Annotated in this window: 20 protein-coding genes; 10 read left to right on the top strand and 10 right to left on the bottom strand. The window is 64.2% G+C overall.

Annotated elements, in window-relative coordinates:
* Positions 1-40: 40 nt before the first annotated feature.
* The 4 genes from IIE29_RS02560 (at position 41) to IIE29_RS02545 (ending at position 2,614) form a co-directional block, all read left to right on the top strand.
* Positions 41-1,126, top strand: a complete 1,086-nt coding sequence (locus IIE29_RS02560) for an AI-2E family transporter (protein ID WP_209323610.1) — start codon at positions 41-43, stop codon at positions 1,124-1,126.
* On the top strand, positions 1,123-1,500 hold the full coding sequence (locus IIE29_RS02555; protein WP_209323609.1) for an MGMT family protein: 378 nt from the start codon (positions 1,123-1,125) through the stop codon (positions 1,498-1,500). Before IIE29_RS02560 ends, IIE29_RS02555 begins: the two co-directional genes overlap by 4 nt.
* A complete protein-coding gene (locus IIE29_RS02550) occupies positions 1,442-2,368 on the top strand; it encodes a YihY/virulence factor BrkB family protein (protein ID WP_209323608.1) in 927 nt (308 codons plus the stop codon). The genes IIE29_RS02555 and IIE29_RS02550 overlap by 59 nt, the downstream gene beginning before the upstream one ends.
* A gap of 69 nt (positions 2,369-2,437) precedes the next feature.
* A complete protein-coding gene (locus IIE29_RS02545; RefSeq protein ID WP_209323607.1) occupies positions 2,438-2,614 on the top strand; it encodes a hypothetical protein in 177 nt (58 codons plus the stop codon).
* Between the two features lie 89 nt (positions 2,615-2,703).
* Here the strand turns inward: IIE29_RS02545 and IIE29_RS02540 are convergent, their stop codons facing one another.
* The 4 genes from IIE29_RS02540 to IIE29_RS02525 form a co-directional block, all read right to left on the bottom strand.
* Positions 2,704-3,759 carry an alpha/beta hydrolase fold domain-containing protein gene (locus IIE29_RS02540; protein ID WP_246475643.1) on the bottom strand — a complete coding sequence of 352 codons (1,056 nt, stop codon included), beginning with the start codon at positions 3,757-3,759 and terminating at the stop codon, positions 2,704-2,706.
* Positions 3,760-3,823: 64 nt separating this feature from the next.
* Positions 3,824-5,134 (bottom strand): MFS transporter, encoded by a 1,311-nt coding sequence (locus IIE29_RS02535; RefSeq protein ID WP_209323606.1) that lies wholly within the window; start codon positions 5,132-5,134, stop codon positions 3,824-3,826.
* Between the two features lie 57 nt (positions 5,135-5,191).
* Positions 5,192-5,647: a DUF6098 family protein gene (locus tag IIE29_RS02530; RefSeq protein ID WP_246475642.1), complete on the bottom strand. Its 456-nt coding sequence runs from the start codon at positions 5,645-5,647 to the stop codon at positions 5,192-5,194.
* Positions 5,647-5,925, bottom strand: a complete 279-nt coding sequence (locus IIE29_RS02525) for a hypothetical protein (protein WP_209323604.1) — start codon at positions 5,923-5,925, stop codon at positions 5,647-5,649. The genes IIE29_RS02530 and IIE29_RS02525 overlap by 1 nt, the downstream gene beginning before the upstream one ends.
* Positions 5,926-6,103: 178 nt before the next feature.
* Between IIE29_RS02525 and IIE29_RS02520 the strand changes: the two genes are divergently transcribed.
* Together IIE29_RS02520 and IIE29_RS02515 are read left to right on the top strand one after the other, a co-directional pair.
* Entirely contained in the window at positions 6,104-6,793 is a 690-nt protein-coding gene (locus IIE29_RS02520; protein ID WP_209323603.1) for a peptidyl-tRNA hydrolase, read from the top strand.
* Between the two features lie 226 nt (positions 6,794-7,019).
* Positions 7,020-7,586 (top strand): hemerythrin domain-containing protein, encoded by a 567-nt coding sequence (locus IIE29_RS02515; RefSeq protein ID WP_209323602.1) that lies wholly within the window; start codon positions 7,020-7,022, stop codon positions 7,584-7,586.
* An 81-nt stretch (positions 7,587-7,667) separates the two neighbouring features.
* Here IIE29_RS02515 and IIE29_RS02510 read toward each other — a convergent pair whose 3' ends face one another.
* The 3 genes from IIE29_RS02510 to IIE29_RS02500 form a co-directional block, all read right to left on the bottom strand.
* Positions 7,668-8,408 carry an MBL fold metallo-hydrolase gene (locus IIE29_RS02510; RefSeq protein WP_209323601.1) on the bottom strand — a complete coding sequence of 247 codons (741 nt, stop codon included), beginning with the start codon at positions 8,406-8,408 and terminating at the stop codon, positions 7,668-7,670.
* Position 8,409: 1 nt separating this feature from the next.
* Positions 8,410-8,877: a DUF4383 domain-containing protein gene (locus tag IIE29_RS02505; protein ID WP_209323600.1), complete on the bottom strand. Its 468-nt coding sequence runs from the start codon at positions 8,875-8,877 to the stop codon at positions 8,410-8,412.
* 104 nt (positions 8,878-8,981) lie between these two features.
* Positions 8,982-9,737 (bottom strand): OBAP family protein, encoded by a 756-nt coding sequence (locus IIE29_RS02500; protein WP_209323599.1) that lies wholly within the window; start codon positions 9,735-9,737, stop codon positions 8,982-8,984.
* Positions 9,738-9,946: 209 nt separating this feature from the next.
* Between IIE29_RS02500 and IIE29_RS02495 the strand changes: the two genes are divergently transcribed.
* Genes IIE29_RS02495 through IIE29_RS02485 form a run of 3 tightly spaced genes read left to right on the top strand, consistent with a single transcriptional unit; the run spans position 9,947 to position 16,053 of the window.
* Positions 9,947-11,749, top strand: coding sequence for a thiamine pyrophosphate-requiring protein (locus tag IIE29_RS02495; protein ID WP_209323598.1), 1,803 nt, complete (start codon positions 9,947-9,949; stop codon positions 11,747-11,749).
* Between the two features lie 37 nt (positions 11,750-11,786).
* Positions 11,787-12,866: an enolase C-terminal domain-like protein gene (locus IIE29_RS02490; protein ID WP_343071765.1), complete on the top strand. Its 1,080-nt coding sequence runs from the start codon at positions 11,787-11,789 to the stop codon at positions 12,864-12,866.
* Positions 12,867-12,876: 10 nt separating this feature from the next.
* Positions 12,877-16,053 (top strand): FAD-binding and (Fe-S)-binding domain-containing protein, encoded by a 3,177-nt coding sequence (locus IIE29_RS02485; RefSeq protein WP_209323596.1) that lies wholly within the window; start codon positions 12,877-12,879, stop codon positions 16,051-16,053.
* A gap of 175 nt (positions 16,054-16,228) precedes the next feature.
* On the opposite strand, the gene IIE29_RS02480 is transcribed toward IIE29_RS02485, so the two are convergent.
* The 3 genes from IIE29_RS02480 to IIE29_RS02470 form a co-directional block, all read right to left on the bottom strand.
* Positions 16,229-17,566 (bottom strand): hypothetical protein, encoded by a 1,338-nt coding sequence (locus tag IIE29_RS02480; RefSeq protein WP_209323595.1) that lies wholly within the window; start codon positions 17,564-17,566, stop codon positions 16,229-16,231.
* Positions 17,567-18,215: 649 nt separating this feature from the next.
* The gene (locus tag IIE29_RS02475; RefSeq protein WP_209323594.1) at positions 18,216-18,404 is read right to left on the bottom strand and encodes a hypothetical protein; all 189 of its coding nucleotides are present in this window, start codon (positions 18,402-18,404) and stop codon (positions 18,216-18,218) included.
* A gap of 94 nt (positions 18,405-18,498) precedes the next feature.
* On the bottom strand, positions 18,499-19,041 hold the full coding sequence (locus tag IIE29_RS02470; protein ID WP_209323593.1) for an STM3941 family protein: 543 nt from the start codon (positions 19,039-19,041) through the stop codon (positions 18,499-18,501).
* 118 nt (positions 19,042-19,159) lie between these two features.
* Between IIE29_RS02470 and IIE29_RS02465 the strand changes: the two genes are divergently transcribed.
* A complete protein-coding gene (locus IIE29_RS02465; protein WP_209323592.1) occupies positions 19,160-20,689 on the top strand; it encodes a deoxyguanosinetriphosphate triphosphohydrolase family protein in 1,530 nt (509 codons plus the stop codon).
* The last annotated feature ends 29 nt before the right edge of the window (positions 20,690-20,718 follow it).

The following is a 20,718-nucleotide window of genomic DNA, read 5'->3' as shown; positions in this document are numbered from 1 at the left end:
GGGCCACCCATTGTGTGCCTCGCGGCATTAGTGTTGATGCATGACAGAAGGTTCGCTGAACGCGCCTCCGAATCGCGATGATCCGATTCCCGAGGGCCTCAAACTCGGTGCCCGTTTCACCGGATACCTGCTGGTGATCGTTGCAGGAATCACAGTCGCGGTCTTCATCGCTCTGCAGGTCGCGCAGATCGTCGTCCCGTTCCTCGCCGGACTCGTCCTCTCGGCCCTCCTGGTCCCGTTGTCGTCGTTCCTGCAGCGGCATCGGTGGCCGAAATGGTTGGCCGTCGTCAGCGTCTGGGTCGTCGTCCTCGGCCTGTTGGCCGGGCTCATCCTCCTCATCACCTTCCAGGTCAGAAGCGAGATCCCGGCGATTCAGAAGCAGGTGGCGACGTCTCTGGATGCGGCGAAGCAGTTCTTGGCCACACAGCCGTTCGGGCTCACCGAATCCAAGCTCAACGACCTCGTCGACTCCTCAGGGCAGTGGCTGCAGGACAACGCCGCCGGACTCGGGTCAGGCGCCGCCGAAGTCGGCTCGACAGCGGCTCACGTCATCGAAGGCGTCATCATCATCCTGTTCGTCACCCTCTTCGCGCTCATCGACGGCCGGGGAATCTGGACCTGGGTCATCCATGTGTGGCCGAAGAGGGCGCATGCGCGGATCTCCGCCGCCGGCGAGGCCGGATGGAAGACGCTGTCGAACTTCATCCGGATCCAGCTCGTCGTCGCGGCCAGCGATGCGATCGGAATCGGGGTGGGAGCACTGATCCTCGGCGTCCCATTGGCGGTCCCGATCGCCACGGTGGTCTTCCTCGGCGCTTTCGTGCCGTTCGTCGGAGCGATCGTCGGCGGTGCGGTCGCCGTCGGTCTGGCGCTGCTCTTCAACGGCTGGGTGCACGGGGTGATCATGCTCGGAATCGTCATCGTCGTGCAGCAGCTCGAAAGCCACGTGCTGCAGCCGTGGCTGACGGGACCCACAGTGAAGATCCATCCTCTGGCGGTGATCCTCGGTGTCACCGCAGGAGCGGCGGTCGCGGGCATCGCCGGGGCGTTCTTCTCCGTGCCGGTCATCGCGACGCTCAACTCGATGATCCGCGCGGCCAAGGACTACAAGGTGGGAATGGGATGAAGCAGCATGCCGAGCCGGACGACGAGAGGCATCTCGCTGTCCGGGATGCCGTCCGCTCGGTGCCGGCAGGTGCAGTGGCCACCTATGGTGACATCGGGAAGATGGTCGGAATCGGTCCGCGACAGGCCGGACGCCTGGTGGGGATGAATGCCGACCGGGCACCGTGGTGGCGGGTCGTCTATGCCGACGGCTCCCCGGCCACATGTCATTCAGGCACTGCGCCGAGCCTCCTGCAGGCGGAGGGCGTCGGGTTCGACGGGACACGGGTGGACATGAGGGCACACCGATTTGCGAACAGAGTGGAGGATGGCACGGATGACCGCGTTGAATCGGATGCGCATCGTCAAGGGCGCTCTGCGACGTCTGCTCGATGACGAGTGCCTCGACAGAGCCGCCGGCCTGAGCTTCTACGCTCTGCTCTCCGCGGCACCGGCGATCCTCGCCATGGTGTCTCTGCTCGGCGTCGTCGGGGAAGCCGAGTCGACTACGGAGGCGGTGCTGTCCCTGGCTCACGATGTCTCGGCCGAGGCCGCCTCGGCGATCCGACCGATCATCGTCGAACTCACCGAATCGTCATCGGCCGGTGCCACCCTCATCGGCAGCCTCGCCCTGGCAGTCTGGTCCTCCTCGAAATACATCGGCGCATTCGGCCGAGCTCTGAACACCGTCTACCGGGTCGAGGAGACTCGGCCCTACTGGAAGTTCAAGCCGCTCATGCTGCTGATGACCGTGCTCACGCTCATCGTCCTGGCCACCCTGGGACTGCTGCTCGTGCTGTCCGGGCCCATCGCGGAATCGCTCGGCGGGCGCATCGGCATGGGGCCGGCGGCCCTGCTGCTCTGGAACGTGGCCAAATGGCCGATCTTCGTCTTCTTCATCATGCTGCTCATCGCCCTGCTCTACTACGTCACCCCGAACGTCAGGCAGCCGAGGTTCCGGTGGGTCAGCCTCGGTGCGCTGATCGCTCTGATCGCCCTTCTCGCCGTGTCAGCAGGCTTCGTCCTCTACATCAACAACTTCAGCAACTACAACGTCACGTACGGGTCGATCGGGGGAGTGATCGTCGGACTCGCCTGGGTGTGGATGGTCAACCTCTCCCTGCTCCTCGGCGCCGAATTCGACGCTGAGATCGAACGCGAGCGGCAGAGGGTCGCGGGCGACGCCGGGGAAGGGACGACCCGGCAGCCGACGAACCTCACCCGTTCGCAGCCCGGGAAGCGCGATCACTTCACACCCGGATGACAGTAAGCCCCTACCGTGTTGAACGAAACGATGACAGCATAGTGGCATACCCGAGAAAGGATGGTCTTCATGTCAGACGACAACGAGAAGAACGAGAAGACACCGACCGAGGTCCCCGAAGAGGCCAGAGACGATATCGCGGAGAAGCCCGGCACCGATTCAGCCAGCAAGAAGCGCGAGGACGATCTGGTCGATGAGTGGGAGGAGGAGTCCTTTCCTGCCAGCGACCCGCCGGCACACTACTGACGTCCCCGAACACATGGCCCGGCACCTGCCAACAGGTGCCGGGCCATTGTCTGTGTCGCCTAAACCAGGCGGGAGCCGAGCTCAGGGCCTCAGAGGTGTGCGGCAGCGAACGCGGCGCTGCGACTGAGAACATCTCCGGCGTCATCGAGCATCCGACCGAAGTGGAGGAAGGAGTGCAGCACTCCCGGATACAGGTGGTAGTCGACCGGAGTGCCGGCCTCCTCGAGCCGCACGTGCAGAGCCTCACTGTCATCGCGGAGAGGATCGAGGCCCGCCGCGGCGATGAAGACCGGGGGAAGGCCCGCCAGGTCGGCCTCGAGGTGATCGACATAGGGCGATGCGGCATCCGCCGGGGAGCCGAAGTGCTCCGTGGTGATCGAGTCGAGATCCTCGCGGCTCATCCCGTCCCAGCCGCCGCCGTAGAGGCGCCTGCTCGCGGAATCGACGAGACCGTGTCCGCCGTAGAAGAGCAGCAGAGCGCGGATGGCGGAGAAGGTCCGCGGATCGAGGCCGATGCTTTCCGCATCGTCGCGCAGCAGCAGAGCAGAACCCAGCGTCAGCATAGCCCCGGCAGAGTCGCCGGCGACCGCCAGATGCGATCCGTCGACTCCGAGGTCGCTGCCGTTTCGCACAAGATGATCGATCACGCCCGCGACCTCATGCAGGGCCTGTGGGAACTTCGACTCCGGCGACAGCGAGTAGTCGACGCCGATGACCGCGGCTCCGCTCTCGGCGGCGATGACCCGCATGATCCGATCATGGGTGTCGAGGTCGCCGACGGTGAAGCCGCCCCCGTGGAGGAAGACGATCCCCGGCAGGACCGCCTCGGCGGTGGGACGATGGATGCGGATGGGCACCTGGGCTCCGGCGGTGTCGATGACCTCGTCGACGGTGTCGGCCATCGTCGGTCCGCCCTCGTTCCAGAAGGAGCGCTCGGCCCGGTACTCAGCCCGCATCGCGGCCAGCCGCGCGGTCTCGGCATCCATATCCGCACCGACTGCGTGTCGTCCTGCTTGGGTGCATTCGGTCGCTCTTGCTGCCTGGGTGTCGAGCACGGCCTGCATCTGGCTGGTCATCGCTGTGACGATGAATGCGGGGATCTCGGTGCTTTCGGCTCCGGGAGCAGTGGCTTCGTCGATGGTCAATTGCGCCTCCGATGGTCGGTCTGGTGGAAAGGCCCCGAAGGGCAGGGTACGACAGCTGAGATCCTCATGAGCCGGTGGGGGACTCTTCGGCTTCTTCGACGGCGGCCTGGCCACCGGTGCGCTTGACCCAGACGATGAGGGCATAGCTGAGTGCCGCGGCGAGCAGGGCGCAGACGATGAGGATGGTGAAGATGATCGGGTAGGCCGCGGAGCCGCGGTCGTCGATGATGGCGCCGAACCACACGCTGGAGAAGGTATCGGGCAGGAACCCGATGACCGAGAGCAGGCCCGAGGCCGCACCGAACATGTCGAGTCCGACCCGGCCCTCGCTCAGCTGGGAGGAGGCGATGCCGTAGCAGCCGTTGGCGAGGAAGCCGAGGGCGACGACGATGACTGCGGCGACGATGACCAGCACCGGTCCCGAGGGAATGGCGATCAGCGACGCCAGGGCGACGGCGATGACGATGGAGGCGACGATGATCACCCGCGACGGGGAGCGGACCTTCGTGGCCAGGGCGCCGAAGGCCGGACCGGCCAGCAGCGTGATCCCATAGGTGCGGATGACGCTGACGGTGGAGACGACGGCGGCCGGGGCGGCGAAGACCGCCGAGAGGTAGGGGGTCGTATAGGCCACGCCCGTGTAGACGAAGTAGACGAAGAACATCGTGCCCGCGGCCAGCCAGACGACGGGGGAGCCGAAGACGCGCGTGAGGTCGGCGAGCTTGAAGCCCTCGCCGGGATGTTCGATCTCACCGGCGAAGCGCGGAGTGAGCAGATGAGAGGCGATCGCGAGCAGGAAGATGAGCCCGCCGAGCATCATGAGGATGGTGCGAACGCCGAGGTCGGCGCGTTCGGCGAAGGCGGAGAGGATGCCGACCTCGACGAAGCCGAGGACGAGGCCGACTGCCCCGTAGATCCCGTAGCTGAGGCCGATGTTGCGGGCATAGCCGTCGGCGTCGGAGATCAGCCGGACGAGCTTGAAGCGCACACCCCACCAGATGAGGATCGTCGACAGCCCCATACCCACGAAGACCGCGAGCAGTGTGCCGAAGCTCGGCAGGGCGGCGTAGACGAAAGTGAGGATCGCTGTGATGAAGTAACCGGTCGTGGCCAGAGTCCTCACTCGGACACGGTCGGCGATGAACCCCGAAGGCAGGTAGCAGATCGTCGCGGTGATCGCATAGGCGCTGACGAGCCAGCCGATCTGGGCGTTGTTGATGTCGAGAGCGTCGAGCAGGGGATCGTAGAAGACGTTCTTGAGGTAGGGCGGGGCGAACAGGATCGAGCTGCCCATGCTGACGAGGATGAGGAGTGTGATCCGTCTGCCTCGGGACAGATCGGCTGCGCTGACTTCGCGCATGGGCTTCTTCGACACGGGCACGTGCTCCCTCGGTTCGACTGCAGTACCCGAACACCATAACTGAATGACGGTTCAGGAGTCTCGTTTCGTCCGATCTGCGGATTTGTCGTCAGCGTCTTCGGCGTCCTCCGGGCCCTTCTCTGCGTCGAAATTCTCCCGGTAGCGTCGCTCCGCCTCGTCGAGCAGCCTCGGCGACAGGCGCGCGATCGGTTCGACATCGCTCAGCAGCGGTTCGCAGTCAGGGCCGCGTCCCACCTGCGTTCCGCTGAGGATCCAGGCGAAGCGGTCGGGGTTCTTCTCCTGGAGATGTTTGTACTGGCAGAGCTGCCGGGCCAGCCAGTCGCCGAGGGGACGGGTCCACCATGCTTCCGGAGTCAGCGGATTGACTGCCAGTCCCGGCAGCTCCAAACCGGATTCGGTGTCGATGCTGCCCCCGGCGGAGTCGCTCTCGTAGCCTTCCGAGTAGCGGACATAGAGAAGCTTGCCGGTCGCGGCGAGTTCCTCCACTTCGGCCAGGCTCTCGAGCATCAGGCGGAGAGTCCGTCGGTGACCCTGAGGGCGACAGGACATGTCACGGCCACGGTCAGCCCCTGACGAGCGACGGCGTCGGTGGCCAGACGCAGGAGTTCCCGGCAGTGGTGGGCGGCCATGAGTGTCTCCTCGATCTCGCAGTAGGCGAATTCGATCTCCATCGTCTCGATGTCGAGCGTGTAGTGGAGGGTGGCGACGACGTCATCGACGAAGCTGAGCTCGAAAGCTCCTGCTTCCCGATTGTCGTTAAGGAAGTAGTCGCCGTCTTCGATCACAGGATTGGGAGAGTCGGGAAATCGACCCCGGCCGACTGCGCTTTCGCATCGACCGTCAAGAGGCTTGGACATACCGGCTCCTCAGAAAGAGTTGGCCGACTTCTTGACCTGCTCAAACTATACGTTTAGTGCATTGGTCCGGCAATAGGGCATCCCGTGTGCGACTAGGATTGCCCGCATGAGCGAGCAGATGCGCAGACACGAGTCCGATCATGAGGTTCCCTGGTCCCTGCCGATCGTCGTCAGACGGTCGAAGTCGAAGATCGCTCGCCACATCGATGTCCTCGAGGCCGCGGCGACGGCCGTGGTGATGTTCCTCGATGATCCGCGGTCCCAGCTCGGCGGAGAATGGCACGAGGCCGTCGACTATTGGCGCAATGGTGCGATCCGCAAGGTCGTGCGCCGAGGCGATGGGAAGAAGCTCGAAGATGCGCGCGAGCTCGGATGTGTGTCGGTCAGCCTCGGCGGGGATGAGGAGTTCGGCGCGGCCGAGGCACTCGTGTTCCCTCCCGGTCCTGTCCAGCCGCTTCCACCCGAGCTGAAGAAGCTCCAGGTCTCCGGCACCGAGTTCCCCGACGGGGGAGAGAGCTCCGTTCCGGCTGCCGAGGCAGTCGTGCTCATCGAGCTCTCGCCCGGGCTGACTCTGACGACGGGCAAGGCGGCCGCCCAGTGCGGTCACGCCGCACAGCTGGCCTATGAGCAGATGCCTGCGGAGGCGCTGCGGCAGTGGAGGGATTCGGGGTTCCGTCTGCGGGTGACCACGGCGTCTGAGCGATCATGGGCTGACAATGCCCAGCAGATCAGTGTCATCGATGCGGGTTTCACCGAGGTCGACGGACCGACGGAGACCGTCAGAGCTTCGTGGTGAGCCCGGTTCCGGAACCGATCGTGTGCCGAGAGGTCCCTGCGAGCAGGAACGTGATGCACCGCAGAACGCTTCCGCGGCGAAGGGATGTCTGGACGGCGGAAAACCCCGTCATTAGTGTCGAGGCACAAGTCGGACCGGCCGGTCCGGAAACCGCACGCTGCTCCGCAGCCGACGGCGATCGCATCGCACGGTCGGCCGCGCAGGGGCCCGGAGAGGAGAAGGCACAATGAATGAGACCGATACGAGCGAGTTGGATGTCGTCGAACTGCTCACCGCCGATCACAGAGACATGCTCGAGCTGCTCCGCCGGATCGAGAGGACCGAGGATCCGGACGAGCAGCGCGATATCGCGGACACGGTCATCGCCGAAGTGATGCGCCATTCCGTGGCCGAAGAGATGATCGTCTATCCGTCCATCGAGGAGTACGTCCCCGGCGGGAAAGAGGAAGTCGAACACGACAAAGAGGAACACGACGAGCTCGTCTGCGTGATGAAGGATCTCGAGGACGTCGATGTCTCCGATGGTGCCTTCCTCAAGCTCGTCATCGAGTTGGAGAAGCTGCTCGAACACCACGCTCGGGATGAGGAAGACGAGCAGTTTCCGAAGCTGCGCGCCCATATCCCACAGGATCAGCTGAACGACATGGGCAAGAAGGTCATCTCCGCGAAGAGGGTGGCTCCGACGCGACCGCACCCCAACGCGCCGCATTCTGAGCTGTTCCACAAGAGTGTGGGCCCCGGCGTCGGCATGGTCGATCGGCTGCGCGACAAGCTCACCGGCCGGGAGTCCTGAACCGGCCGGGAATCCTGAGGATCTCCGTGTGACACGGCGCGATGTGACGGCGAGGCGGCACGGCGTGACGGTGAAGCGGCGCTATGAGGCGCCGTTCGACTTGGCCGTCCTGACGAGGCGTTCGATGCCGCCGGTCCACGGTTCACCGTGACCGACGAGGACTGTTCCGGCGCCGGTGTCGGCGAGGGTGTCGAGGGACTCGAGCGCACGTTCGGGATCGGCCGTCGCCGCATTCGAGACGATCTGCGCTCCCGTGGTGCCCCGGTAGGGATTGAGCGTGACGAGAGCGTCTCCGGCGATGAGCGCGTCCCGATCCCGGAAGTGAAAAGCGCAGTGGCCCAGAGTGTGACCGGGGGTGAAGACGACCTCGGGGCTGCCGGGCACCGGCAGCGCGGATTCTCGGATGCGGGTGACCTCTGCGATCGGTTCCGGCCACCATGCGCGGTTCCGCACGAAGGCACTGACCATGGGAAGTGCCTTGAACTGCGTGAGGAGGTACCACGTCAGTGCCCGGTCGCGCCCGTACTGCCGAGGGTGACGTGTCAGAGGCACATCGTTGTCGTGCACATACACGGGCACTTCGGCTTGAGAGCGCAGCCGCTCAGCGAAGCCGATGTGGTCGAAGTGACCGTGTGTGAGGAGCAGAGCTCGAATGTCCTCCAAGCTGCGGCCGAGGCGTTTGAGCGCGCCGAGGAGGGACTGCCACGAGGTCGGTACGCCGGCATCGACGATGGTCAGTCCCTCCTCGCCTTCGACGATGTACCAGTTGACGTACGAGTCCTCGACGCGATGGATGCCTTCTGCGACCTCGGGGATGAGCATATCAGCGGCCCTTCTCTTCGAACCGGCGATAGCGGAAGACGAGCGCGCAGCCGATCATGAGGACAGCCAGACCGAAATGCAGCCAGTTGTCCGGGGTGTTGAGCGGAACGAAGTTCGCCCCGGAGTCCGAATTGATGAACAGGCCGTAGAGCCAGAGAGCCGCGTAGACGATGCCGCCCCAGAGCAGGTAGTGGAAGGACGCGGTGGGGGAGCGGCGGACCAGGGCCCCGGCGATGCCGTAGAGCAGATGCACGATGTTGTGCAGGACCGAGACCTGGAACAGTCCGAACAGCATCGCCGTCGAATGGTGGCCGGCGAAGCGCATCGACATGTAATGCGTCGTCGTTCCCGGAATGAACCCGAGAATGCCGACGCCCAGGAAGAGCACGGTGAAGATGAGAGCCGCCCATTGGATCGGCAGCCCGCGTTCATATGGGACGTCGCGATCAGCAGGTACGTCGGTGTTCATGCGAACCCCCTCGCTCGTTCCGAATTCGTTGGGCCCTCAGGCTATTGAGCGCCGGACGGGCTCACAAGGATCGTTCGTGACTCACAGATCGCAGACGCTGGGCCTCAGCCCCTGCGGAAAGGCACGTCGTGCAGCGTCGTCTGCACGCTCTGTCCGCTCTCCCAGGTGTTCGCCTCGGCGGCGACGTCCGGCACCGGGATGTCCTCGCGGTGGGCGCGTCTGTCCGGGGTGGATACGCCGACTCGGGCGTCCCTGTCGCTGAGCAGCTCGTCATCGGCCTGACCGTCATCGGTGAAGCCCATCATCAGCTGCGGGATCCCGAAGGGGAAGTCCTCGCGGTCGTACTGCCACGTGTGGAAGGTCTTGCCGTAGGTCGAGACGAGATCCTCGAAATATGAGTGCTCGGCGATCTCCGGCACGCCCGGGGCGGTGAGGATGCCCGACCTCACCTCGTAATGGTGGCTGTGCCACAGGCGCTTCTCCTCGGCGGGGAGGGCCTCGAAGCGTTCGGCGCTGATGATGTACTCGATGCCGATGAGGCGGGCGTCGGGTTCATTGCGATCGAAGATCACGCACTGGTGCAGATCATGCCGCAGGTGGATGCAGAAATGAGCCGCTTCGACCTGTCGGCCCATGTCGTCGGCGTACATGTGCAGACCGTTGAGGTAGGTGCTCATGGCCTCGAGCGGGTACTTCGTCTGCAGAGCCCGCGAGGACATGTCGAGGATCCGGTGTTTGAGCGGATGTCCTTTTCCGACCTTGGCCAGTGTCGTGAGCTTTCGGCCCGCGATCGTGCCGAAGACGGCGGTCATCGCGGTGGCGGCACCGAGGCCGAATGATTTCAGCTGTGATGTTCCCATCTCCTCACGCTAACCCCGGCCGGCGAGTCTGATAAGCCCCCGCAGAAACGGACCGCGGAGGCGGGCCGCGGCGGTTTCAGTGAGGCTTCCCCACCCGGGCCGGGGAGTCTTGACAGGTGTCGTAACCCGGACAAGCCTGGATGGCCAGGCCGCCTCAGCACGACGGCTGCTGCACATCCGACATCCGAGACTTCCGGAGGAGAACGCACATGGCGACGTCCGTCAGTGACTTCATCATCGATCGACTCATCGCCTGGGATCTGCACCACTGGTATGGGTATCCCGGCGACGGCATCGGCGGTTTCGACGGCGCCATGGGCCGGGCTCAGAACGAGGGCAAGGACTTCACCTATGTGCGCCCGACCCATGAGGAGGAAGCGGCCTTCATGGCCACCGCACATGCGAAATTCACCGGCGACGTGGGCGTGTGCATCTCGACCTCGGGCCCCGGAGCCATCCACCTCATGAATGGCCTCTACGACGCCAAAGGCGACAACGCGCCCGTCGTCGCCATCGTCGGCCAACAGGCCCGGGTGTCGCTGAGCTCCGAGTTCCAGCAGGAGATCAACCTCGAACGGGCATACGCCGACGCGGCGGTGTTCGTGCAGACCGTGACCACGCCGATGCACGCCCAGCTCGTCGTCGACAAGGCCGTACGCATGGCCAAGGCCTACCGGGGGCCGGCAGTCGTCATCCTCCCCGCCGACGTCCAGACCATGGACATGGAGGAGCCCGCGGTCGAACACTTCGTCTCCCGCACCGGCGTCGGCTACGCCGAGGATCGACTGCGACCCGATGATGACGCGCTCGCCCGCGCCGCCGAGGTCCTCAACAGCGGCGAGAAAGTCGCCATGCTCGTCGGACAGGGCGCGATCGGGGCGACAGATGAGGTCATCAGCGTCGCCGAGCGCCTCGGCGCCGGGGTGATCACCACGTTGCTGGGCAAACAGGTGGTGCCCGGCGATGTCGGCTACCACACTCAACAGCTGGGGCTGCTGGGTTCCCGGCCGAGCTACGACATGATGCAGAAGTGCGACACCCTGCTCATGGTCGGCACGAACTATCCCTACGGCGAGTTCATGCCGCCGACCGGGCAGGCCCGTGCCGTGCAGATCGACCTGTCACCGCGCCACCTGGGCATCCGCTATCCCACCGAGGTCAACCTGTGGGGTGATGCGAAGACCACGCTGGCTGCCCTGCAGTCGCATCTGACCCAGCACGAGACCGGTTGGCAGGAGAAGATCGCCGATGAGAACCGGGACTGGATGAAGGAGAACAAGCGGGTCGCGATGACCGAGGCCGACCCGATCAACCCGCGCCGCGTCTTCGTCTCCCTCAACGAACGACTGCCCGAGAACGCCATCATCACCTGCGATGCCGGCAGCACGGCCGACTGGTACGGCTTCCACATCGAACTGGGACCGAACCAGATGGGCAACCTCTCCGGGCGCATGGCCTCGATGCTCGCTGCGATGCCCTATGCGCTGGCCGGCAAGTTCGCGCATCCCGATCGTCCGGTGGTGTGCACCATCGGCGACGGCGCCTTCCAGATGATGGGCATGAACGGACTCCTGACGGTCAAACGCCACTGGCAGGAATGGTCGAACTCCACCTTCGTCGTCCTCGTCATCAACAACGGCGACCTCAACCAGGTGTCCTGGGAGATGCGGGAGGCCGGGGATCCGCGGTGGGACACGGCCCAGATGGTCGAGTCCATGGACTACGCCGGCTATGCGGAGCTGCTGGGGCTCCGCGGCATCGCCGTCGACGACCCCGACGACATCGATAGGGCCTTCGACCAGGCGTTCGCCGCCGACCGACCCGTCGTCCTCGACGTCCGCTGCGATCGCAACACCCCGCCGCTGCCTGCCCACATCGCCTTCGCCCAGGCCAAAGGCCTCGCCGAATCCCTGCTGGCCGGCGATCCCGAGCTCGGGCGGGTGGTCAACCAGAGCTCACGCGCCACCGCCGCACGGCTGTTCGCCCGCATGGGTCTGACCTCGGATGACTGACGTTGCCTCTGCTGGCACGACCGGCAGTGTCGCACCGGTGACCGGAATCGACACCGCGGCCTATCGCATCCCGCTCGACGAGCCGGAGTCCGATGGGACTCTGAGCTGGTCGGCGACCACACTGGTGCTCGTCCGCGCTCGCTGTGGGCACGAGGCGGGCCTGGGCTACACCTATGCGCCGGCCGCCGCCGCTCACATCATCGACGACACTCTGAGCCAGGTCGTCACCGGGCTGAACGCCCTGGCACCCGGAGCCGCCTGGGATGCGATGGCCCGCGCCTTGCGCAATCAGGGGCTGCGCGGGCCGGCGGCCGCAGCGGTCTCGGCCGTCGACGTCGCCCTGTGGGACCTCAAAGCCCGGCTGCTCGACGTATCGCTGTCGGCTCTGCTCGAGGGTTGCCACGACAGCGTTCCCGCCTACGGCAGTGGCGGTTTCACGAACTTCGACGACCGAGAACTCGGCGCACAGCTCAACTCGTGGGCGGAGGCGGGGCTGCCGGCCGTGAAGATCAAGGTCGGCACCGACTCCGATGACGATCCGCGGCGAGTCGCCTTCGCCCGGCGAGTCATCGGCGACGGCCTCGGTCTCTTCGTCGACGGCAACGGAGCGTTCGCGCGGAAGCAGGCGCTCGCACTGGCCGAGGAATTCGCAGGCAACGAGGTGAGCTGGTTCGAGGAGCCGGTGAGCTCCGATGACCTCGACGGTCTGCGGCTGCTGCGTGACCGGGCACCGGCGGGCATGGAGATCGCCGCGGGAGAGTACGGCTGGGACCTCACCCATTTCCGGGACCTCCTGCGAGCTGAAGCGGTCGACTGTCTGCAAGCCGATATCACGCGCTGCGGCGGACTCACCGTTGTGCTTCGCGTCGGCGCCCTGTGCGATGCGGAGAACATCGACCTGTCCAGCCACTGTGCGCCCCAGCTCAGTGCCCATGCCCTGACGGGAGTGTGGCATCGCCGCCACCTCGAGTACTTCGCCGACCACGTCCGCATCGAGAAACTCGCCTTCGACGGGGTCCTGACCCCGGTCGACGGCGCCCTGCATCCTGACCGCACCCGCCCGGGGCACGGTCTCCTCCTGCGCGAAGAGGCGCTGGAGCCATATCGAATCTGCTGAGGAGTCAACGATGTCCGAAACTGTCGCAAGCAGAACCGCCGATGCCTCGACAGACAGGCTGCCGATCCGATTCGACGGGATCCCGACCATCTCCCGCACCGCCACCGCGCGTGATCTCTCGACGCCGGTCAGACGGCTGGTCACCGAACTCGAAGCGAACACGCAGGCCGAGGTGCGCTTCGACGACGGCAGCCGCACGGCGTATTCGACGGATGGGTCGAACTACCGACAGGTGCCGATCGGAGTCGTCGTCCCGCGCACGTTCGATGACGTCATCGACACCGTCGCCCTGTGCCACCGCTTCGAACTTCCGATCACGACCCGCGGCGGTGGGACGAGCCTGGCCGGGCAGACGACGAACGAGGCCGTGATCATCGACTTCTCGAAATACCTCAATGCGGTGGAGTCGATCGATCCGGAGGAGAAGACCGCCTGGATCGAGCCCGGATGCAACCTCGACCATCTGCGTCAGGACGCTGCCGAATACGGGCTGACCTACGGACCCGATCCGTCGACGCACAGCCGCAACACCCTCGGCGGGATGATCGGCAACAATTCGTGCGGCACCCACTCGATCATGTCCGAGTTCTACGGCCACGGGCCCCTGACCGCCGACCAGGTCATCGAACTCGATGTGCTCACCTATCGTGGGGAGCGCTTCACCGTCGGGGCGATGAGCGCCGAGGAACTGGATGCGGCGATCGCCGAGGGCGGTGAGAAGGGGCGGATCCTCGAGGATCTGAGGACCCTGCGCGATGAGCACATCGCGAAGCTGCGCACCGGCTTCCCGCAGATTCCCCGCCGGGTCTCGGGATTCAACCTCAACCGACTGCTGCCCGAGCACGGGTTCGACGTCGCCAAGGCCCTCGTCGGTTCTGAGGGCACGTGCGTGACGATCCTGCGCGCGAAGGTCCACCTCACCGACGCGATGGCCGAACGGGTCCTCGTCGCCGTCGGCTACGAGGACGCCGCGACCGCCGGCGACGCGGTGCCGATGGTGCGCGAGCACCGTCCGGTCGCCTGTGAGGGCATCGATGACAAGCTCCTCGAGTACATGCGACGGAAGGGGCTGCACCCCGACGACATCGACATCCTGCCCGAAGGCGGCGGCTTCCTCCTCGTCGAGTTCGGCTCCGATGACCGAGACGATGCGCACCAGCAGGCGGAGGAGTTCGTCGCCGCCTGCAAGGACGACGAACGGGTGCTGGGCACGAAGATCGTCGAAGAGGACTGGGAGGCGCAGAAGCTGTGGCAGGTCCGAGAAGCCGGTCTTGGCGCGACTTCCCATGTGCCCGGTCTGCGGGAGACGCACCCCGGCTGGGAGGACGCGGCGGTCCCGGTCGACAAGGTCGGTGACTATCTGCGTGATTTCAAGGACCTCCTCGAGGAATTCGACTATGAGGCGTCGCTGTACGGTCACTTCGGGCAAGGCTGCATCCACTGCCGCATCACCTTCATCCTCGACACTGCTGAGGGGGTGCGGCAGTGGCGTGACTTCCTCGAGCGGGCCGCACACCTGATCGCGGACTACGGAGGGTCCCTCTCCGGCGAGCACGGAGACGGGCAGGCGCGGGCGGCGCTTCTCGACATCATGTACAGCTCCGAACTCGTCGACGCCTTCTCCGAGTTCAAGCACATCTGGGATCCCGATTGGAAGCTCAACCCGGGCAAGGCCGTGCGCCCGTACTCGCCGACGGAGAACCTCAGGAAGGGACCCGACGCCCGCCTGACCCCGGTGAGCACGCACTTCGCGTTCCCCGACGATGACGGGGACTTCGGAAAGGCCGTCTCCCGCTGCGTCGGCGTCGGCGAATGCCGCAACACCGACACCGGCTACATGTGCCCGAGCTATATGGCCACCCGCGAGGAGGAGGACTCGACCCGCGGGCGGGCACGCATGCTGTTCGAGATGCTGCGCGGACCGAACCTCAAACTCTGGCGTGACAAACACGTCCACGAGGCGCTCGACCTGTGCCTGTCGTGCAAGTCATGCAAATCCGAATGCCCGGTCAACGTCGACATGGCCACATACAAGGCCGAGTTCCTCTCCCATTACTACAAGGGTAGGCTCCGGCCGCGCAGCGAATACGCGATCACACTCATCTACTGGTGGGCGCGGATGGCGAGCAAGCTGCCCGGGGTGGTCAATGCGGTGACGCAGACGCCGCTGCTGTCCTCGCTCGTGAAGTTCGGCGGGGGCATCGCCCAGCAGCGAGGCGTGCCGAAGTTCAGACGACCGTTCTCATCGCAGTTCCGCAGCTCGCGCCGGTCGCGCACGGCCGCACCGGTCAGCCCGGCAGACCGTGAGAGCAGACGGTCCGAACGGAGGCATGACGGAACGCATGATCTGCACCATTCGAAGTCGCAGGTCGCCGCCGAGAACTACTCGACATCGCATATGCAGAAGCACGGTCGTGCCGGTGCCAACCATCCGCACGGCGATCAGGCTCCCCTCGAGGTCGATCGCGTGATCCTGTGGCCTGATACGTTCAACAACTACCTCGAGTCGCAGAACCTCGAGGCCACGGCGGCCGTGCTCGAGGACGCCGGCTATGAGGTGACTCTGCCGCCTTGTCCGCTGTGCTGCGGGCGTCCCCTCTACGATGCGGGCATGCTCAAACTCGCGAAGAAGCTGTGGGTGCAGATGCTCGAGACCCTGCGTGAGGACATCCGTGCCGGCATCCCGATCATCGGGGTCGAACCGAGCTGCGTCGCGGCCTTCCGGGACGAACTGCCGGGTCTGCTGGCCGATGACGACGATGCGAAGCGCCTGTCCCACCAGACGTATCTGCTCTCGGAGTTCCTCGAGCGGCAGAACTATCAGCCGCCGGTCATCGAGGCGTTCGACGGGACGACGGCGATGGTGCAGATGCACTGTCATCATATGGCGGTGCTCGGCACTGATTCCGACCGCGCTCTGCTCCAGCGCCTCGGATTCGAACTCGAAGTCCTCAACGGCGGCTGCTGTGGACTGGCCGGATCGTTCGGGTTCAAAGCGGGGGAGAAGTACGATGTCTCCGTTCGCGCAGCCGAACGAGTGATCATGCCCCGCATCCGGGAGGCCTCGGAGGACACCGTGATCGTCGCCGACGGGTTCAGCTGCACGCAGCAGATCAAGCACTTGTCGGACCGCGAACCGAAGAACATCGTCGAGCTGCTGCATCAGGCGGTGCAGCAGGCCTCCTGAACCACACCGCGGACACCGGTGATCCGGTGTCCGCGGTGGCAGCACAAAGATGTGGTTGCTTCCCTTCTCGGCGTGTCCCTACGGTTCCCAGCTAATGTGTTGAGCGAAAGAATTGCCGGGCTTCGCTTCCCGCATGCTTAAGCGTCGGCGTGACCGGCTCGTGGCATTCTGTTGCTTAGGCTGGTCGCAAGGGGCTATCGTCAGCATCCCATTCGGGACTAGCTTCTAAACCTTTTGATATATTCACCCACTCTGAAGATTTTGGACTTGGATACGACGCTGGTTCCTTTTCGCCCGCGTATCGCCAGTGAGCGTCGAGGTCATTCGTCCCACCTACGCCTAAGTAGAAATTTCCAGGTGTATGACGCCACGCGCCCCAAGCTTGTCCATCGTCGCGCACGCTTAATTGAACGCCGTGATTTTCGGGTAAATTCGCGAATCCTCCCGAAGGGAAAACAACGATCGGGTCGACCCAGTATCGACTACCTCTATGGCGATACAGGCCCATTTGCGAGTAGAAAAGCTGCTCGAGGGCCTCCTTAGTTTCGTGAAATTCTCGCCGATCCAACCAAAGACCATCTTCGTCCACACCCGTTACTCCAGCGTTCTCCTTGAGGCGACGACGACGTCTTCTGTTTCCCCGGGTGTTGCTACGAATAGACCGCCGATACTCGCGCATTGTTCGCAAAGCTTGGCGGAACGAACTTTGTGTAGCTAGCTCTGGCAACCAACGCCCGGAGAAAGACGTGGCGTAGCGCAAGCTGCCGTGTACGCCAGCTAGAAAGCCGAGCCTGACGGGGAGAGGCAAAGCTTCTATGTCACTGTGAAACTTCGCTCTTATCAACGCCGCCTCGCATGACGCGATCAAACCAAAAAGATAGATGAAAGGGATGAGCGAGACAGGAAGCCACACGGATAGCTCGAACGTCGCAAGTTCACGTTCCCAATCGAATTCAGTGGAGTGTTTGAAGACGTGGACTGTGACATAGGCAATAAGGCCAAGGACTATGAAGCTTATAAGTCCTCCGACGAACTTCCCGACTGAAGCCGTATTAGGATCTCGCTTCGCAATGACGGTGACCAACGTGAGAAATAGAAGAGATACCTGAAGTACGAGTTCTCCCCACAACGGGAGTGGCCGTAGGTTGATGTAGAGGATCAGCAGGGCCGTAACGCCAAGTACCTTTTTCATAACGTGCTTGACTACCTGAAGGCCGTTTTTGAAGTCCGTAGAGTTAAACAGAATTGGTAGCCCCACCAAGAAGCCAATAATAAGGGTGTCCTTAAGCAGGCCGATGGACCAAACCCCGAGGAAGTAAGCCGACAACACTGCACAACCCAATACGGCCAGGTAGGCGAACACTCCTGTCCAGACTTTCCAAGCCGCAAAAGCTCTCGCTACTCCAAGGAGGGACTGTAGCAATTCCTTCCGGTTCTCGCTGAGCGAGAACGACAGCAGAACGAAGCTGACTGTGATTATCACTGTCGCGATCTCGCGCGACGTAAATTCCATGGCTGCTCCCGTTCTTATGCCACAGTAGGATTCCTTGTGGACTCAATGCTACGGTTGCTCACTGGCGCCCTGTCCCAATTGGCGAAACCCGTCGAGTTTCTCAAGTAGGAGAGCCGAGTCGCCGAAGACTAGCTTGATGTTCTGACGACGGAAGCCGCGCTGGTGCTGGCTGCAACAAATAGGTGAGGGGCCAGATCTCCGCGACAAAACTTCTTGTTACTGCGGGTGAGAATCCGAACCGTATTTCGTCGAAGACTATTGTCGATGGCACCTATGCGCGGGTCCAGCCCGAACAACGCAGCAACGCAAGACGACCAGGTACTGGCCCGGGTTGTGACAAGCAATCCAACAGCGCCTTGTACATCATCTCGTGGTTTAGAGAATGGCACATGATCCACCCCAAGAAGGCGTGTGTCATCAGAGAGCGGCTGAGCAGAACCCGGACAACGAGACCGTTAGGTGTTTGTTGCGAGTCGTCGTCGATGAGGGAAACCGGCTGATCTTCGATCCGCCTGTTAATCACGTGGTTTCTTGGTGCGTCTCGAAGCGATTGGCTCTGAAGGTGGTAGCGAAGCTCCTCGATATGAAAGCGCGCTGACAACTTGGTGACAGCGCTTGGCGGGGCGCTGCCACCAGTGAACGTTAGATCTCAGTCCTCGGAGTCCTCGTCGAGTTCTTCGAGCTCTTCGTCGGTCAGTGGACGCGTTTTCGTGCCGTTGCCGAATTCGTCGAGGTAGATCATGTGCTTGACCAGCTCACCGGTCTCTTCGTCCTCAACCTCGATGATGTCGCCGGGGCGGGTGCCTGGCTGGTAGAAATCTTCATTGACTCCGGTCATCGTGACCACCTCCTACAGGTGCTCTGACCATACGTCACAGTGATCTGAGTCTCAAGCAGCCCTGACCGCGGCTTCGGTGCGGTCGGCGAGATTCTCAGGCCGCGGCGCGTGCCTGACGTTCCTCCTCGAGCCACAGGCACAGAGCCGCCTTGTTCACAGCGAGTCCGTTCGGCGCCCAGAGCACTTTCCGCGAGTGGCCCTCATCGTCGGTCATCTGTGCGACACCGAGGCCGGCCGCGGACTGGCGATCCGCCTCGGCGTCGGTGATGTCGAATTCGATGAAGACATTGCTGTTCTGCTTGGCGCCGTGGATGTCGAGGATCTGCGACCAGGGGACGAGCCCGGCCTTGGCCGTCTTCATCTCCACCCCTGCAGAGGTGACCGTCAGTGCCGGCCGGCCTGCAAAGAGCCGGCGGACCATCACGACGACGCCCCAGAGGAAGAAGACGACGGCGACCCAGCCGACGATGGCCCAGCCGAGGCTTCCGCCCACTGCCATCGCCAGACCGACGACGACGAAGATCAGCGAGGCGATGAGAAGCAGGACCGTCTTTCCCTTGGAGAATCTGAAGGACACGGACTCGCCGTTGTTGAGCGCGGCCGCCCAGTTTTCGATGGACTGCTGCTGGGTGCTCATGCTGGAAGCCTCTCCTGAGATCACTGGGCGCCGGTTACGGCGGAACGCCTCAGCCTATCGCGGCCGCGCCCGCAGACTGACCCGGGTCCCGGAGGGCAGGACTCGGTAGTCTGGGGTGATGGAACGTCAGAGATTTCACACCGCTGGTGGACGCGAGCGCAATGTCGCCGAGGTGGCCCGCCCCGGAGAGGACGAGTTCCGCGTCGATATCGAACGGATCCGGTTCTCCCCGTTCTTCTCGCGCCTGGCCTCGGTCACGCAGGTCATCCCGCAGGCCGGGTCCGGCACGGTCATCCACAATCGGCTGACCCATTCGCTCAAGGTCTCGGCCGTGGCCCGGTCGATCGCGATCACCTTGAACAATGCGGACGCGCGCACCCGCGAGATCGTCAGCCACCTCGGCGGGTGTGATCCGGTGGTGGTGCAGGCGGCGGCCGCCGCCCACGATCTCGGGCACCCGCCGTTCGGTCACCTCGGCGAGAAGGAGCTCGACCGGGTGTCGCGGACGCTGCTGCACCTCGAGGACGGGTTCGAGGGCAACGCGCAGACCTTTCGGATCCTCACCGCTCTCGACAGCTGCGAAGCCACGGCGCGCGGGCTCAACCTGACGCGAGCGGTGCGCGCGGCGGTGCTCAAGTACCCGTGGGAACGCGGGGAGTGGAGCGGTGACCGGGCGCCCTCGGCGGCGCGGATGCCGCGCGGGGTCGGCAATGAAGTGAACGAGGGGGCGATGAAGTTCTCCGCCTATGCCACTGAGGTCGAGGAGATGGAGGATGTGCTCTCGGTGTTCCCGGCGATCGGCCGCTATCAGCAGACGCTCGAGTGTGCGGTCATGGATGTCGCTGACGATATCGCCTATGCGGTGCACGATCTCGATGACTTCTACCGGTCGAACGTGTTGCAGTACACGAGCGTGTCGGCCGAATTCGGACGCTGGCTGCGCGACTGCCGGCAGCTGGCGGCCGTGGAGGACTCGGAACTCGATCGTCGGCGGCCCGGGCACGCGCTCGAGGCGATCCGGCGGCACACGCAGGAGAAGGATCCGTGGATCGCTGATGAAGAGGCGTTCAGGGCCTCGGTGGAGCGGGTGAACCGGGACCTCGTCGAAGGCCTGCTCGGCGTTCCCTATGACGGAGGGCTGGAGGCCGACCGTGCGGTGACCGGGTTCACCAGGCGATGGATCGACCGGTTGCAGGCCTCGATCGTCGTCGACCCGGATCCGCATGTGCGAACCGGTCATGTCCGACTGAGCCAGGAGGCCTGGCACGATGTCGTGGTGCTGAAATTCGTGCATGCGAAGTTCGTGCTCGAACGCTCCGACCTCGCGGTCTACCAGCGCGGGCAGACGCGGATCATCGCCTCGCTGGTCGAGGGGTTCCACGAATGGCTGCTCGACCCCGACGAGGCGACTCGGATTCCGCGTCGTCTGCTCGATTCCGTCGAGGCGGCCACGCAGGAGTATCAGGACCTGTACTCGCGCGATCCCTCGGCGCTGGGGGAGGAGGGCGCGGCTGCGATCGTCCGACGAGGGCGGGCGCGCGCGGTGGTCGACTACATCGCCTCCTTCACTGATGCGCAGGCGATGTCGGTCAACGCGCTGATAACCGGTGCCTCCGAGGAACCGTGGGAGGCCGGTCGCGGACTGTAGGGGCATGCAAACGGCGAGGCCGGAGTTCT

The organism is Brevibacterium renqingii, assembly GCF_017808095.1.
In the GTDB taxonomy this organism is placed as follows: domain Bacteria; phylum Actinomycetota; class Actinomycetes; order Actinomycetales; family Brevibacteriaceae; genus Brevibacterium; species Brevibacterium renqingii.
Note: the sequence above shows the minus strand (reverse complement) of the source record. Positions and strands in the feature narration are given on the sequence as shown.